This is a genomic window from Polynucleobacter sp. 15G-AUS-farblos, assembly GCF_018882445.1.
Classification (GTDB): Bacteria; Pseudomonadota; Gammaproteobacteria; order Burkholderiales; family Burkholderiaceae; genus Polynucleobacter.
Genome location: NZ_JACVOM010000004.1, coordinates 45,441 through 61,616 on the forward strand (window position 1 = coordinate 45,441; position 16,176 = coordinate 61,616).

At 44.5% G+C, this 16,176-nt stretch carries 16 protein-coding genes; 3 read left to right on the top strand and 13 right to left on the bottom strand.

Annotated features, from left to right (window positions below):
• The first annotated feature begins 149 nt into the window (after window positions 1-149).
• On the top strand, window positions 150-1,625 hold the full coding sequence (locus ICN41_RS07205; RefSeq protein ID WP_216292277.1) for an NAD-dependent succinate-semialdehyde dehydrogenase: 1,476 nt from the start codon (window positions 150-152) through the stop codon (window positions 1,623-1,625).
• Between the two features lie 30 nt (window positions 1,626-1,655).
• Here ICN41_RS07205 and trmB read toward each other — a convergent pair whose 3' ends face one another.
• From trmB to ICN41_RS07225, 4 genes are read right to left on the bottom strand one after another with little or no spacing between them, the layout of a single operon-like run.
• Entirely contained in the window at window positions 1,656-2,450 is a 795-nt protein-coding gene (gene trmB, locus ICN41_RS07210; RefSeq protein WP_255537934.1) for a tRNA (guanosine(46)-N7)-methyltransferase TrmB, read from the bottom strand.
• A 1-nt stretch (window position 2,451) separates the two neighbouring features.
• The gene (locus ICN41_RS07215; RefSeq protein WP_216292279.1) at window positions 2,452-3,387 is read right to left on the bottom strand and encodes a UDP-glucuronic acid decarboxylase family protein; all 936 of its coding nucleotides are present in this window, start codon (window positions 3,385-3,387) and stop codon (window positions 2,452-2,454) included.
• A gap of 48 nt (window positions 3,388-3,435) precedes the next feature.
• Window positions 3,436-3,891: a DUF2721 domain-containing protein gene (locus ICN41_RS07220; RefSeq protein ID WP_216292280.1), complete on the bottom strand. Its 456-nt coding sequence runs from the start codon at window positions 3,889-3,891 to the stop codon at window positions 3,436-3,438.
• A gap of 27 nt (window positions 3,892-3,918) precedes the next feature.
• Entirely contained in the window at window positions 3,919-4,764 is an 846-nt protein-coding gene (locus ICN41_RS07225; protein ID WP_216292281.1) for an undecaprenyl-diphosphate phosphatase, read from the bottom strand.
• Window positions 4,765-4,885: 121 nt separating this feature from the next.
• On the opposite strand from ICN41_RS07225, the gene ICN41_RS07230 reads away from it, so the two are divergent.
• Window positions 4,886-6,508, top strand: a complete 1,623-nt coding sequence (locus ICN41_RS07230) for a TolC family protein (RefSeq protein ID WP_216292282.1) — start codon at window positions 4,886-4,888, stop codon at window positions 6,506-6,508.
• 31 nt (window positions 6,509-6,539) lie between these two features.
• On the opposite strand, the gene waaC is transcribed toward ICN41_RS07230, so the two are convergent.
• The 6 genes from waaC to ICN41_RS07260 are packed head-to-tail and all read right to left on the bottom strand — an operon-like array spanning window position 6,540 to window position 12,236.
• Window positions 6,540-7,577: a lipopolysaccharide heptosyltransferase I gene (waaC, locus tag ICN41_RS07235; protein WP_216292283.1), complete on the bottom strand. Its 1,038-nt coding sequence runs from the start codon at window positions 7,575-7,577 to the stop codon at window positions 6,540-6,542.
• A 35-nt stretch (window positions 7,578-7,612) separates the two neighbouring features.
• Window positions 7,613-8,176, bottom strand: coding sequence for a dTDP-4-dehydrorhamnose 3,5-epimerase (gene rfbC, locus ICN41_RS07240; RefSeq protein WP_216292284.1), 564 nt, complete (start codon window positions 8,174-8,176; stop codon window positions 7,613-7,615).
• Window positions 8,177-8,188: 12 nt separating this feature from the next.
• Window positions 8,189-9,103, bottom strand: a complete 915-nt coding sequence (rfbA, locus tag ICN41_RS07245; protein ID WP_216292529.1) for a glucose-1-phosphate thymidylyltransferase RfbA — start codon at window positions 9,101-9,103, stop codon at window positions 8,189-8,191.
• A 19-nt stretch (window positions 9,104-9,122) separates the two neighbouring features.
• Window positions 9,123-10,076, bottom strand: a complete 954-nt coding sequence (gene rfbD, locus ICN41_RS07250) for a dTDP-4-dehydrorhamnose reductase (RefSeq protein ID WP_216292285.1) — start codon at window positions 10,074-10,076, stop codon at window positions 9,123-9,125.
• 25 nt (window positions 10,077-10,101) lie between these two features.
• A complete protein-coding gene (gene rfbB / locus ICN41_RS07255; protein ID WP_216292286.1) occupies window positions 10,102-11,160 on the bottom strand; it encodes a dTDP-glucose 4,6-dehydratase in 1,059 nt (352 codons plus the stop codon).
• Window positions 11,157-12,236, bottom strand: coding sequence for a glycosyltransferase family 10 domain-containing protein (locus ICN41_RS07260; protein WP_216292287.1), 1,080 nt, complete (start codon window positions 12,234-12,236; stop codon window positions 11,157-11,159). The genes rfbB and ICN41_RS07260 overlap by 4 nt, the downstream gene beginning before the upstream one ends.
• Before the next feature lie 70 nt (window positions 12,237-12,306).
• Between ICN41_RS07260 and ICN41_RS07265 the strand changes: the two genes are divergently transcribed.
• Window positions 12,307-13,197, top strand: a complete 891-nt coding sequence (locus ICN41_RS07265) for an alpha-1,2-fucosyltransferase (RefSeq protein ID WP_216292288.1) — start codon at window positions 12,307-12,309, stop codon at window positions 13,195-13,197.
• Here ICN41_RS07265 and ICN41_RS07270 read toward each other — a convergent pair.
• From ICN41_RS07270 to galE, 3 genes are read right to left on the bottom strand one after another with little or no spacing between them, the layout of a single operon-like run.
• Window positions 13,187-14,185: a glycosyltransferase gene (locus ICN41_RS07270; RefSeq protein ID WP_216292289.1), complete on the bottom strand. Its 999-nt coding sequence runs from the start codon at window positions 14,183-14,185 to the stop codon at window positions 13,187-13,189. The genes ICN41_RS07265 and ICN41_RS07270 overlap by 11 nt on opposite strands.
• 6 nt (window positions 14,186-14,191) lie before the next feature.
• Entirely contained in the window at window positions 14,192-15,097 is a 906-nt protein-coding gene (locus tag ICN41_RS07275) for a DUF6492 family protein (protein WP_216292290.1), read from the bottom strand.
• Entirely contained in the window at window positions 15,098-16,108 is a 1,011-nt protein-coding gene (gene galE / locus ICN41_RS07280; RefSeq protein WP_216292291.1) for a UDP-glucose 4-epimerase GalE, read from the bottom strand.
• Window positions 16,109-16,176 lie beyond the last annotated feature (68 nt).

The window sequence follows — 16,176 nt, forward strand, 5'->3', positions numbered from 1 at the left end:
GCCTCCCAATGATCTATACAAGCATCTATACAAGCGCTATACAGCAGCTAGGCACCAGATATACAGCATCTATACAAGTATGATCTCTGAGGGATAAAATGATTTTTACTTTCCCTTAACCCCCAAGCAGCAACTATTTAAAGCGCACCATGACAACTGATATTCGCAAGCTCTTAAAAGATCCAAGCCTGTTTAAAGAAGAGGCTTTTATTAACGGCAAATGGGTTAAGTCAAGCTCAGGGAAAACCTTCCCAATTAATAATCCCGCTAATAATGAAATCATTGCGCAGGTTGCTAATTTAGATGCAGCAGATGCAGACAAAGCGATTGCCGCTGCGAATGCAGCCTTTCCTAAATGGAAGAGCATCACCGGCAAGGAACGTGCTGGCTTAATGCGCAAATGGTTTGATTTAATCCTGCAAAACAAAGATGACCTGGCCATTCTGATGACCTTAGAGCAAGGTAAACCCCTTACCGAGTCCGCAGGTGAAGTAGTTTATGGCGCCTCTTTTATTGAGTGGTACGCAGAAGAAGCGAAGCGAGTTTCTGGGACTATCCCCACGACAATTTGGGGTGACAAACGCTTCATGGTGCTCAAGCAACCAGTCGGCGTATGCGTAGCCATTACACCTTGGAATTTTCCCAATGCGATGATTACCCGCAAAATTGCACCAGCAATGGCAGCAGGTTGCACCATCGTCATCAAGCCTGCAGAACAAACACCCTTGTCGGCTTTAGCATTGGCTGAACTGGCGATTCGCGCTGGCATTCCAGAGGGCGTGATGAATATTGTCACTGCTGATGCAGACCAATCTATCGCGATTGGCAAAACACTTTGTGCTTCACCCGTAGTTCGCCACCTCTCCTTTACAGGATCGACTGAAGTGGGTCGTATCTTGATGTCTCAGTGCGCACCCACCGTGAAGAAGCTAGGACTTGAGCTCGGCGGTCACGCCCCTTTCATCGTATTTGAAGATGCGGATATTGATGCTGCAGTAACTGGAGCGATTGCTTCCAAATATCGCAACTCTGGACAAACTTGTGTTTGCGCTAATCGCATCTATGTTCATAAAAAAGTACATGATGCCTTTGTAGAAAAATTCTCTAAGGCTGTACAAACCATCAAAGTAGGCAATGGCATGGATGCGGGCGTCTCTCAAGGCCCATTGATTGATCATGCTGCCCTAGAAAAAGTAGAAAGACATATTGCAGATGCTCTCAGTAAAGGTGCTAAGTTAGTCACAGGCGGCAAGCCTTCACCTTTAGGCGGCACTTTCTACGAGCCAACAATTTTGGCAAACGTTACTAGTAATATGCTGATCACTTATGAAGAAACCTTTGGTCCCGTAGCACCAATTATTCCTTTTGAAAGTGATGATGAAGTAGTTGAGTTAGCTAACAATAGTCAGTATGGCCTTGCATCCTACTTCTACAGTCGTGATATCGGTCGCATCTGGAAGGTTGCTGAAGCGCTTGAGTACGGCATGGTTGGCGTCAATAGCGGCATCCTTGCCAATGAAGTCGTACCCTTTGGCGGAGTCAAGCAATCTGGCTTAGGCAGAGAAGGTAGCGTCTTTGGTATGGATGAGTACTTGGAGTTGAAGTACGTTTGTATTACGCTCTAAGAAGGCTGAGTTCTTAGAGTTTCGATTGACCTAGTTAGCCTTAACCTTTTTGTAGACTAAATCCCAAACACCGTGGCCTAGCTTGATGCCACGGCTCTCAAACTTGGTGACCGGCCTATACGCCGGTCTTTCTACATAGCCAGCGTGTACAGTATTGAGTTGCTCGAGCGTAGGCTTAAATTCATTTGAAGACTCACCCTCTTTTGCAGCATCTGCTACACCAAAGGTCTCAATCTGGATTTGCTGCGCAGAGGTATTTTGCAAACTTACTTCTGCATTGAGAACCAGCAGCATTTGCTCCGCATAGTTATGCCAGTCAGTAGCCAAATGGATATAGCCACCCGGCTTTAGGCGAGATACCAATAACTTCACAAAGTCCGCCTGAATTAAGCGGCGCTTGTGATGACGTTTCTTATGCCAGGGATCGGCAAAATAAATATGGATACCGTCTAAAACATTCTCGGCAAGCATTTTCTCCAAGACCTCAACTGCATCATGCTGAATGAGTCGAAGATTGGTCAGCTGCGCTTCGCCAATCAACTTGAGCAGCGCCCCCACACCAGGGGTGTGAACCTCGATTGCTAAAAAATCATCATTGGGTCGAAGAGCGGCAATTTTGGCCGTCGTCTCACCCATGCCAAAACCTATCTCGAGAATCTTTGGCTTGCTTGAGCCTTGGAAAAGGTCCTGGAGATCAACGCGCCCATCTACAAAGGGGACTAAAAATTGAGGGCCCAACTCATCAAGAGCGCGCTGCTGACCTGCGGTTGTTCTGCCCGCCCTTAAAACAAACGAGCGAATACGCTCTACTGGATACGAAGGCAAATTAAGCCAATACCTTCCTAAAGTAGGCGATCGTCTCTTTGAGGCCATCTTCCAAATTGACTTTAGGCTCCCAACCCAGCTTGGCCTTAGCCAATTCGATATTGGGTTGACGTTGCTTTGGATCATCTGAAGGTAGCGGCTCAAATACCAATTTTGATTTACTGCCAGAGAGACGCAAAATGGTTTCAGCCAATTGCAGCATCGTAAATTCACCAGGATTACCGGTATTCACTGGTCCAGTAAAACCTGCTTCAGAATTCATCATGCGAACAAAGGCTTCAATCAAATCATCCACATAGCAAAAGCTGCGTGTCTGCTGACCATCGCCATAAATCGTGATGTCTTTGCCTTCCAAAGCCTGAACAATAAAGTTGCTCACCACACGACCATCATGCGGGTTCATGCGAGGACCATAGGTATTAAAGATACGTACGACCTTAATATCTAAGCCATGTTGACGGTGATAATCAAAAAATAAAGTCTCAGCGCAGCGCTTACCTTCGTCATAGCAAGAGCGAATCCCAATTGGATTTACTCTTCCCCAATATTCTTCAGGCTGAGGATGTACTTCAGGATCACCATAGACTTCGCTGGTAGAGGCTTGCAAAATACGTGCGCGAGTGCGCTTGGCTAGACCCAACATATTGATGGCGCCATGGACACTCGTCTTGGTTGTCTGCACTGGATCATATTGATAATGCACAGGAGAGGCCGGACAAGCCAAGTTGTAAATCTGATTGGTTTCTACGTAGAGCGGAAAGGTCACATCGTGACGCATGACTTCCAAATTAGTATTAGACAATAGGTGGGCTAAATTTTGCTTAGAGCCAGTAAAAAAGTTGTCTACGACCAATACTTCATTGCCCTCTTTTAAAAGTCTTTCAGTTAAGTGCGAGCCCAGGAAACCTGCGCCACCAGTAATGAGAATTTTGTTCATATTGTCTGTCTTTAATTAAAGTACTGCTAATTTTACGGCATCAATCACTTAGTGATGAGGCGAGTCCCAGCCGGCCGAGCGATAAGCAAACACCACTTCAGCCAATACAAATGCCAATGAGGTCATAAAGGACACTAAACCCAGCACAAAGGTCCAAATCACATAGGCTGTTTGCATTGATTTCACAGCTCCGGCCTGAAAGAAGAAGAGCTCAAGCACTGTTAAAGAAATAAAGAGGCCGCTCAAAACATCAAAAAAGATCGCCGCAGTGCACAAACGACCACGAGTCTTTGCCTCATTGGCCTCAATCCGCATTTGTGCACGCACTGCATCGGTCAAATTTGGATCTGAATGAATCAGTTTTTGAATTGATCGCATGCGATCTACTGATCTGGCCAATCGCGTTGAAATTGCATTGAGCAAAGTAGCCACTGCTGTCAATAAAAAAACAGGTGCCAAGGCTAGCTGAATATTATTTGTAATCGCATCAATGGATGCATCCATATTGATTCCTAAAAGTCTATCGATAAATTAATGAGACCAAGCAATTAAGCCGGTATAGGCCGTAATCAGTACTAACAAACCAAAGGCGATTCGGTACCAAGCAAACGGAACAAAGTTGTGATGGCCTACATAACGGATCAGCCAGCGCACACAAATAAAAGCAGAGATAAACGCCGATATAAAGCCAATCACAATCGCTAAGCTATAAGCCCCAGAAAAGCTCACAGGGGATTTCCAAAGCTTGAGTAATTCATATGCGGTTGCTCCACCAATCACTGGAATCGCCAAGAAAAAAGAAAACTCTGTTGCAACGACTCTTGGAATACCAAACAACATGCCGCCAATAATGGTGGCGCCTGATCGTGATGTACCGGGAATTAAAGCAGCGCACTGCGCAAGGCCAACCTTGAGGGCATCTAAAGGTGTTAAGTCATCCACTGAGTGAATGGCTCTTTCTGAAGGGCTCAGATGAAGCTGTCGACGCTCTGCCCAAAAAATCACTAGGGCACCAACAATAAAAGCTGTAGCAACTGGTATGGGGGCAAATAAGACTGCCTTAATGTGTTTGCCAAATAAGAAACCGAGACCCATCGCCGGAATCGAGGCAATCAGCAGATTGAGCACAAAACGACGAGCAAGCGGACTCGTTTGAAAAGAGGAGGCAACGCTCAAAAGCTTATGGCGAAATTCCCAACAAACCGCCAAGATGGCACCAAACTGAATGATGACTTCAAAAGCCTTACCGCGGTCGTCATTGAAATCCAATAAATCCCCGACCAAAATCAGATGCCCTGTACTGGAGATCGGCAAAAACTCCGTTAAGCCCTCGACCACCCCCAGAATTACCGCTTTAGCAAACAAAATTAGATCCATGGGCTAAATTTTATAGGTAAGCAGGCAGGATTTAGACTATTTGGCAAAATAGCTCAGAAATGAGCAATTTCGATAAATTAGCCTTAAACTGCATGGCACATTGAATAAGCTTCTGAATTACATGATCCCAAGCCGCCCCCACCTTCCTCAGATAACAGCATTCAGCTTGATTCTGAGTCAAGCACTCGGCCTTGGATGGGGATCAGACAATGCTTGGGGACAAAGTGCCAATGGCGCACCTCCATCACTGCCGTCAACAGTCAGTGTTCAATCACTCACTGGTCTTGATAAGCCGCCACAGTTTCTAGCAACACCTAAACCAGCAATACCCCTTCAAGCAACGCCCTCTAATGTAACTGGGGGTAATACTGGGGTAGTAGATAGCAATCGCATGAGCGATTTAATTTCTTTGTATCAAGAGGCTGCATTTAGCGATCCAGTATTAAATGCAGCTCGCTTTAATTACCAAGCAAGCAAAGAACTCTATTGGCAAGGTCTTTCACTATTGCTGCCACAAGCCAATGCAACACCCGGTGGCACTCGTTACTTCCAGCATGGCGCTGGCTCAACTGCAGTCTCAACGACACCGGGCAACTCCCGCGTTTTCGATCAAAAGAATTACACAGTCACACTCACTCAGCCTATTTTTAACCTCACCGCGCTAGAAGCCTTTAAGCAGGGTGATTTAAATACCAAGCTGGCTGATATGCGTTTCTATTTAGCGCAACAAGATTTAATTATTCGCGTATCGCAGGCTTATTTCGATGCATTAACAAGCCAAGATAACGTTGCGCTCTATCGCAACAAAAAGAGCTTGATTAAGCAGCAACTCGAAATTGCTCAAGCAAAATTTGATGCGGGCCTGGCAACGATTGTGGATGTTAATACAGCACAAGCCGCTCTAGATTTAGCGAACTCACAAGAGATTGCAGCGCAAGCTGATTTGATAGTGAAGCGTGGCGTACTCGAGCAGCTGGTGGGCCGCCCTGTTGGTCTACTCAAGCCCTTGATTAAAGAAGCCAGAATTGATGGTGTAATTCAGGATCCGCGCACTAAAAATAAAGACGCCAAAAATATACCGATTGCTGAAAGCGTAAATCCGCAACTGCCTCCAGGCCAAACCTTAGACGACTGGATCAGGCAAGCAGAATCGGCAAACTTTAACGTTCTCGCTAGCCAGCTCAGCGTGAATTTAGCTGAGAGTACCTATCGTGGCTCGCAAGCCTTGAACTATCCGTCTATTAACTTGATCGGTACGAGTGGCTACAACACTTCTAACGGTACTCCGAATAGCTTTCAACCAAACAATACCAACGTATATAACAACACGATTGCCTTGCAAATGAATATCCCATTGGTATCGGGTGGATATGCCAGCTCTGTCATTCGTCAGAATGCCGCTTTAGTTGATACCGCCAAAGCCAACTTTGATAATGCAAGGCGGACCGCAGCACAAAATACGCGTGCAGCCTTCACTGGCTTTTATGGTGGTCTGGCTAGCGTCAAGGCATTTGAAGCAGCAGAGCGTTCCTCTACTTCTGCACTAGAGTCCAGCAAACTCGGCTTCCAAGTGGGTACCTTAATTAACATCGATGTGTTGATTGCTCTAGATACTTTGATCAACACCCGCTCACAATTGCAACAAGCGCGCTACAACACTATCCTCAATGCAATTAAATTGAAAGCAAATGCTGCTGCGCTTTCGGATGAAGACCTTATTTCTATTAATACTCTACTGCGTTAAGAGTAAGGTATTTAGCACTTAAAATTAGTGCTTAAGTAGGTCGAGTCAGCAACTCTAAAGAAGCTTTAACAACTTCAGTAGCATCTGGTGGTGATTGCATATCACCTACATTACGAATGTGATAAGCCCAATATCCCTCTGTCTTCCAACGCGGAGAATCGCAATAAATTTCTATAGTGGGTAGGCCCATTACCGCTGCTAAATGGGTTAAGCCGGTATCCACCCCAACAGTCAGAGCAGCGCCTACAATTACCTTGAAGGCATCTTCAATCGAAAAGCCTGGAGGTACCAAAGCATTGGGAATCTGTTTGGCCAATGCAACACTCACAGCCTTTTCAGCGGAACTGCCCCATGGCAAAACCACTTGATAACCACGACTCGCCAACTCTTTACCCAAAGTAATCCAAGCCTCATTAGACCAACGCTTCGCTTCTCGCGCAGTCGAATGAAAAAATAATACGTACGGTGTTTTTAATTCTGGCAATACAGGCTTAGCCAAATTGACCTGTATTTGTGATCCATAAAACTGAGGACTATCACTACGCTGAATCGCAGGCCAGTCCAATGCAGAGCACATCACCATACGCGAACGGTCGACGGCATGGGTCTGCACGGGAACTTGCACTAAGTGTCCGTAGAAAAATCTAGCAGCTGGCTCGTAACCTGAAAACTCCGTAGCATTAGCTAAACCCGCCACTACTGCATTGGGTGACTTATTAGCTAGTGCGCAAACAAGAGCGGATTTCAATAAGCCCTGGGTCTCAATCACAGTGTCATAAGTCACTGCTTGCAACTGCTTCTTAAAAGCAAAAAATTGTTGCCAAGTGGAAAGCTTGAAAAGATGTTTTTTCCAGCGCCGCAAGCCAAAAGGAATAATTCGGTCAATTCCCTTAAAACCTTCTCTAGTGCGCAATGGTTCAAGCAAGTGAACGTAAGCTTCCTCTACAACCCAATCAATTTGCGCATTCGGTAGACGCGCTCGTAAATCCCAGACCAGCGGTAAATTGTGAAGTACATCCCCTAGAGAGGAGAGTTTCACTAAGAGGATTTTGGGTGCAGCAGTGCTCATAGGAGCATTATCTTATTTTTTACTGCAAGAAAGATTTAAAACTTGGGTGCTGCGTCCCAAGCCAAGCCATTCAGGTCTTTGGCGTTCATATTCGGAGTAATTCCGGCTGGTAAGGGCCACTGCACACCAACACTAGGATCATTCCAAACCAAACAGGCTTCACTCTGAGGATGATAGTAGTCGGTCGTTTTATATAAAAATTCTGCGGCCTCTGATAAGACTAAAAAGCCATGAGCTAAACCTGCAGGAATCCACATTTGCTTGTGATTCTGTGCGCTGAGCTCAGCTCCTACCCATTTGCCATAAGTAGGGGAGGATTTCCGAATATCTACCGCAACATCAAAGACGCTGCCAGCAACCACGCGCACCAACTTACCTTGGGCATGCTCTAACTGATAGTGCAAGCCACGCAAAGTCCATTGCTTAGAAAAAGAATGGTTATCTTGCACAAACTCCACAGAGAGCCCAGTTGCCTGCGCAAAATCTTGCGCATTAAAAGACTCCGTGAACCAGCCGCGCTCATCGCCAAATACCTTAGGCTCAATAATCAATACATCATGTATTGCAGTTGGGGTAACTTGGAGCTTTGAGTTAGACAATCTTTATATCCTTTATTTCTTTGGAGACAAAGAGATAGGCTGAGCTGAGGTATTGAGCTCATGCAAAATTTTATTCAGGTACTGACCATAGCTATTTTTACTGAGCTGCGCGGCTACTTTTTGGACTACTTCAGCACTGATCCAGCCTTGGCGGTAGGCAATCTCTTCAGGACACGCAACCATCAGGCCCTGACGCTTTTGTAAGGTAGCAATAAAACCGGCAGCATCCAATAAAGAGTCATGAGTGCCGGTATCAAGCCAGGCAAAACCACGTCCCATGATTTCGACATTCAGTTCATTTTTATCTAAGTAGAAGCGATTGACGTCCGTAATCTCTAACTCTCCACGAGCGCTAGGCTTAATCGATGCTGCAACATCGCATACTTGATTGTCATAAAAATACAAGCCAGTGACTGCATAATTACTTCTCGGTTTAGCCGGCTTTTCTTCAATCGAAAGGGCTTTGTAATGCTGATCAAACTCAACCACACCATAACGCTCTGGATCAGTCACGTGATAAGCGAAAACGGTGGCACCACTTGTTCTTTGATTCGCGCTATCTAATTGACCAACCAGCTCGTGACCATAAAAAATGTTGTCGCCAAGCACCAGAGCACTTGGATCATTACCCACAAAGTTTTTGCCCAGAGTAAATGCTTGTGCCAAGCCATCTGGAGAGGGCTGAACGCAGTACTGAATATTGAGGCCCCACTGGGAACCATCGCCCAAGAGTTCAGAGAATCGCGGCGTGTCATGTGGAGTAGAGATTAATAAAATATCTCGGATGCCTGCCAACATTAAAGTCGTCAGGGGGTAGTAGACCATCGGCTTGTCATACACAGGCATCAACTGCTTAGAAACGGCTTGAGTCACTGGATACAAACGTGTACCAGACCCACCCGCCAAAATAATGCCCTTACGATTGATTGCCATTTTTTATCTACTGTTATATCTGGCCATCTTTAGCCAATTGCTGCACATAGGCCTGCACATCTTCAGACCACGGTTTATTCCAACGCTGCAATTTTGACACATCCCCAGCAGCTGCAATCGCCTGCTTGAGCTTCTCCGTTGCCATACGAGAATTCATGGGCCTAGGGGCTGGTAATGGGTACTCTACGGCCATAATGGGCTTAATCGCACTCTGGGATAGCTTTAATGAGGCCCCAGCAGCATTTGCAGACTCAATAGCCAAACATGCCAAGGCGTACCAATTGGTCTCACCAGGCGGCACAGCGTGGTAGATACCTGAATCAAAAGTCTGAAGTTGGCCATTGGAATTGAGAACCAAATCCAGACTGACTGCGGCTAGCCAATTGGCGGATGTAGGAACCCCTACTTGATCTTGAATTACTTTGAGCTCTTCACGATCCTTAGCTAAACGCAAAATCGTTTTAATGAAATTGCCACCTACTCCATAGACCCAACTGGTACGGAAGATTGCATATTGGCCGCGAGCAGAATCAGAGAATGCCCTTTCAATCGCAAGCTCGCCGGCAGCCTTGCTTTTACCGTAGGCTCCTAAAGGATTGCGTTCATCATCTTCTTGGTAATACCCTGCTTTACTTCCATCAAAAACATAGTCGGTGGAGTAATGCAAGAGAGTGGCGCCATGTTCGGCAGCATATAGAGCCATGACTTCGGGTGCTTTTGCGTTGATAGCAAAAGCAAGCTCAACTTCGGTTTCAGCTTTATCCACGGCCGTATAAGCTGCGGCATTAATAATGAGATCTGGCTTTGCATCAATTAGGCATTGCTTGACTGCATCCGTCTGTGACAGGTCACAGTCACTACGCCCGACATACTGGACTTGTATATTGCTCAGTTGAGTTGCGCTCTCAAATAAAGATGGAAACGCTTTACCTAATTGACCGTCTTTACCAAAGATGAGGATATTCATTCGTGAGGTTTACGGTTTTGAAATTTCAGTTGTACTGCTTTTGCAGCCAGTCACGATAAGAGCCACTGACAACGCCCTCAATCCAAACCGGATTATCCAAATACCACTGAATCGTCTTACGAATACCAGTATCAAAAGTTTCTGCAGGACGCCAGCCTAAATCACGCTCGACCTTGCTGGCATCAATCGCATAGCGGCGATCATGACCAGGGCGGTCTTTAACAAAAGTAATTTGCTCGGCATAAGATTTGCCATCAGATCGAGGCTTAAGTTCATCCAAAATTTGGCAGATTGTTTTGACTACATCGATATTGGCCTTCTCATTCCAGCCACCAATGTTATAGGTCTCTCCCAAATTCCCTTTAGATAAAACTTCCCGAATCGCCGAGCAATGATCACCTACATAGAGCCAATCCCGAATCTGCTGTCCATCACCATAGATAGGCAATGGCTTGCTATTGAGCGCATTCAGAATCACCAAGGGAATCAGCTTCTCAGGGAAATGGTAAGGGCCATAGTTGTTTGAGCAATTGGTTGTTACCACTGGAAAGCCATAGGTATGAAACCAAGCGCGTACTAAATGATCTGAAGCTGCCTTAGAGGCTGAATAAGGGCTATTAGGCTCATATGAATTGGTTTCAGTAAATGCAGGGTCGGTCATGGATAGCGATCCATACACCTCATCAGTTGAAACATGGTGAAAGCGAAACTGTTCTTTTGCACTCGCTTCCAGTCCATTCCAATACTCACGTGCGCACTCTAATAAATTGAAGGTGCCCACAATATTCGTTTGGATAAATTCTGCAGGACCATGAATCGAGCGATCAACATGACTCTCTGCTGCAAAGTTCACAATGGCACGCGGCTTGTGCTCTTTTAATAATTTGGTGATGAGCTCTTTATCGCCAATATCGCCATGAACAAATACGTGGCGTGCATCGTTTTTCAAAGAATCTAAGGTGGCGAGATTGCCAGCATAAGTCAGCTTATCTACATTCACAATGCCTTCTGCACTTGGATTGGCAAGCCAATCCAGCACAAAATTACCCCCAATAAATCCTGCGCCGCCAGTAACTAAAATCATAATTGAAGTGGTCCTAAAATGGCTTCAGCAAAAGCTTCTGAGCTATATGATCTAAACGCCGGTGAAGCCAAAAACTGTCTACCCGCCTCTTGATGCGAAATGTAGTCCTGCTCACTCATTTTACTAAGATATTGATACAATTTTTGATAAGGATTAGGACTGCTTGCAAACTGGCGGAAATCGATAAAGCAGCCAGCAGGCACTAGACTCTCAACCTGCGGCTCCCCCCAATAAATAGGTACGCAGCCAGCAAATAAGGCATCAAATAGTTTCTCAGTAATGTAACCGGGAATGTCTTTAGCATTCTCGTAGCAAATACAAAAACGTGATTTTGATAAAACCTCAAACTTACTTTTAGCTGAACCCTGATAGCTTGGAAAAACTGCTTTTCCCATCAAAAAAGGTAATATTTTTTCTAAACGGTAGCGCCACTTACCTGACTTACCTTGACGTTTTTGCGGAACCATCCAACCATTACCAAACAAAGCAAAGTCTTTTAGCGCATTCTCTTCAAACCATCGAATGGCTTTCACCCTCTCAGAATAAAGTTCGCGAGCATCGGGTACATTTGCATGACGGTTACTGCCAATCAATATACAAAAAAGATCGCGCTTAGCAAATCCTGGATTGGCTATCTGATTTACCTTAAATGCTCTAGGCAGAACATTAGGATATGCAATAGGAAACTTGGGAGTGGATACTGTTTTTTTATTCAGCGCATCCCCCAAATCTCCGCTGAGTAAAACTTGGTCCCAAGTAAATATCCCATCAAATTGATTTAAATAATCAGCATCGCCATTGATAGGGACTGTCAACTCTGTTTCGAAACGAATCAGATAGTTCTTGCAATTGTTAATAGGGGTAATTGGTAATGACTCAAGATAGAGCGTCGCGCTAGGGGTAAGTCCTTTTTTCTGCAGCACATCTATAGTGTGTAATTCAATGCCCCGCTCTGCTGCTTTGGCCCGCAGAACTCTGAAGGGCTCCAGACAATCATCGCGATTTCTCAGGCTTTGAGGATTAAATAAATCATCATCCCCCGCCTCCCAGCCCACAATTCCTAAGGTCTGTTTCATATTCAATAGTAGTTGATGCAATTAGACAAAGGGAAGATGAGAGTTAAATTAATGTTCTAATTATAAGGTTATGACGATTTCATCTTACCTTCAGGGCGGTCTTGGCAATCAAATGTTTCAGTACGCGATTGCAAGGGCACTTTCGTTGCATTACAACGCAGACTTTACCCTGGATTGTTCTTGGTTTAATAAACTAGAGAAAGGTGTTACCCCACGAAAACTAGAATTACCACTGCTAAACATTGATCCCGCGTTATTCAAGAATAGCGGTAAGCTAACAACGAAAAAAAAGTTCCGATTTTTAATACAGCAATATTTACCTTTCGGCCCCATCATTCAAAGACAGGTCAATGCCTATGACTTTGACAAAGAAATATTTAATCTAAAAAATATTAATCGCAGAGACCTCTATCTTTTTGGATACTGGCAATCTTATAGATATTTCAGCCACATTAGGTCATTACTTCAACTTGAATTTACTGCTCGCGAACTATTGCCTCAAGCTTACAAGCAGTATGAGTCTAAAATTCTGACATCTGAATCAGTAATGGTTCATGTACGCAGGGGTGACTATGTCAATTCACCATCGGCTTCTCATTTTCATGGCGCTTTAGATTTGGATTATTACCAAACTGCATTGAAAGACATCCTCTCAATACATCCAAATGCTCATTTTTTTATTTTTTCAGATGATCTTGATTGGGCTAAATTGGCTTTACCCCAAGATCTTTCGATGACTTACATAGAAAATCTATCTCCTGATAATTCGACAATTCATGAGTTGGAGCTAATGACTTCTTGCAAACACCACATCATTGCAAATAGCTCTTTTAGCTGGTGGGGAGCATGGCTAAGAAAAAATAATGTGGGCAAAATTTATTCGCCCAATCGATGGATAAGCGATAGAAGCCTTGATCTCTCCAACCTTATTCCAGGGGACTGGAATAAGCTCAAAGCTTAGGGGTATCCAGAAAACTTCGTCGACCTTGCCAGCTTGCACAAGCAGCCACGATGATGCGCTCCATCCTTGTCAAAGGAGTCCATAAACCATTTCCCCGAAATTGAAATCGAGCATACAGCTCACAATTTGCTGCAATCGAAATATTGGCAATTTTTCGATTAATCAGGCGCATAAATTCAACCCCAAAAACTAAACGCTCCCTAAAGGTAAGAGTACGCGGTAGATAGGCCGGTGAGATCCCAAGACCCTCAAGATAACGAGATTGATAAGACCTAAATACATTACGTGCTGCACTAATATGGTTAACACTAGTTTGGGTAGGATGTAGCCTGTAGATAATTAATTTTTGGGAAATATTAGAGAACTTATATCCCGCTAGCGCAATTTCGGTCCACAAACAATAATCCTCTGCATGAATATAAGATTTAAGATAGGGATGCGCTCTAAATATCTCAATTCGCCCCATTACTGCGGGATTACATAAAGGACTGCAAACGGCCAATAGAGCCTGAATATCCGCATTTGAATGACGCTGCCTAGAAGGTTTTATAGCACCAGTACCTTGATTTAAAGTCCAATGATCTGCCCCACAAAGATCCGCATTTCCATCCTCTAAAAATTTCACCTGTAATGAGAGACGTTCTGGGAACGCAAGATCGTCAGCATCAAGTAACGCTAAATACTTTCCCTTGGCAATTTGCGCAATTTCATTTCGAGTCGCAATTAATCCACGATTTTTCGATGAGAAAATTTTGACGATCCTTGGGTCGTTGTAGCGATTAATGATATTAGGCGTACGATCAGTAGACCCATCATCGCAAATGATAAGCTCGAAATTTTGATAAGACTGGGCTAATATACTTTCAATTGCCTCAGCAATGTAATGCTCAGCATTAAAAGCAGGCATTGAAATACTGACTAGGGGCAATGAAGAGCTTGCTGCCTGAGCCGATGATCCAACTACTCTTTGGTTTATATCTTGACTCATGAATAATTAGAAATAACTTTGTAAATAACGTAAAAAACGTTTCGTTCTTTTTAATAATCTTGAAGGAAGAGATTTACTCGGGGCACCATAATCTAATTCGGATTCCCAGGCAGACTGATAAATCACTCCGATAAAGTTTTGCATCAATGTCTCTTTAGTTTCACCCAAACGACGGGAAAGGTAGTAATGCCAGTCGTAGTGATAAATCCGAAACAAAGGTTCAATCATTCGCACTGGAATGGCTTCATATTTAAGCAAAGTTTCGCCATAAATTAAACTCTCTGGATACTCCGGAGTAATGAGATCCCAAAGCGTCATCCCCTTAGGCTGCAGATACTGTTGATCTAAAGACTTCCATACCTTAGCAGACCAGATAAAAGGTGCAGGGGCACAGTAGTAATTTGGTCCGACCCTGCCAAACAAGGCCTTCACTGTTTCAGCTTCTTTGCGCAGCTCTCTCTCAACCCGAAGATGCCCACGATTGGTCGCCATCTGAAAGAGTTCTTTATTTTGATGCAGCACGGTGTAAGGAGAACCGTCTGGAGCTAAAAAAGCGGCCTTTCCAAAATCACGAATAAAAATACTATCCGAATCAATGCATAAATAATTACTAGCTAAACCCAATCGCCAAAATTCAGACTTGATTACCTGCTGGGCAATACCGCCCGATCTTGTTTTCTGAATATCCTTTGGAGCACGTGGATTGGACTGAACTATTTCCTCGTCAGCAATCCATTGATAGCCCTGATTTTCTCCGACTAGTGCAAATAAAGCATCTCGATCGGCTTGCGGAGTGGAGATATAAACAGGAATCGATTCAATATTATGTTTGCGTATCGATTCAAGCAAGCGCTTTACGCGCAATAAATCTCGACGATAAGATTTGCAATATAGAACGAAATCGAATGGCATTTAAGATTCGTAACCCATCGGGTTTTGTGACTGCCAGCGCCAGCTATCTGCGCACATCTGCCCTAAATTGCGGCGCGCTTTCCAGCCCAGCAATTTCTCTGCAAGAGTGGGATCTGCATAGCAAGTGGCAATATCGCCAGGACGTCTATCGACCACCTGATATGGAATGGGCTTACCAACGACATCGCTATACGCTTTTAGAACATCCATCACGCTATAACCCTGACCGGTACCCAAGTTGACCGTCAATGAGTCACGTCCAGCCAATAAATATTCCACTGCTTTCACATGGGCTTGGGCCAAATCCACGACATGGATGTAGTCTCTAACGCCTGTTCCATCAGGAGTAGACCAATCATCTCCATACACTTTGAGTTCAGACATTCTGCCTGCTGCTACGCGGGCAACCAAAGGAGTAAGGTTGTTAGGAATGCCGCGAGGATCTTCACCAATTAATCCAGACTCATGAGCGCCCACTGGATTGAAATAACGCAGGTAAGCAACACGCCAACTTGGATCAGAAACTTCTAAGTCGCGTAATACTTGCTCACTCATCAACTTGGTTTGACCGTAAGGATTGGTGGGCCGAACAGGGGACTGCTCGTTAATTGGTACAACGCTTGGATCACCATAGACTGTTGCAGAAGAACTAAATACGAAATTCTTACAGTTATTGGCTTGCATCACTTCAAGCAATGTCAGCAAACCCGCCAGATTATTTTGGTAATAACGCAGTGGCTGAGCCACGGATTCACCAACTGCTTTTAGCGCGGCAAAATGAATTACACCCTTAATGGGATACTTTTTAAAGACTGTCTCAAGGAATGCTTTATTACAAACATCACCCTCGATAAACTCTAATTTTTGTCCAGCCAGAGACTCTATACGAGCCAAAGCCAATGGGCTGGAATTAATGAAATTGTCTAAGCCGATAACGCGATTTCCAGCGAACAGCAATTCAAGCCACGTGTGTGAGCCAACATAGCCAGTGGCACCCGTTAAAAGAATCATTGCAATTTATCCGCCAATGTAAGCACTTGATTAACTCGGAAACTCAAGAAACATCATCCTTTATCTAC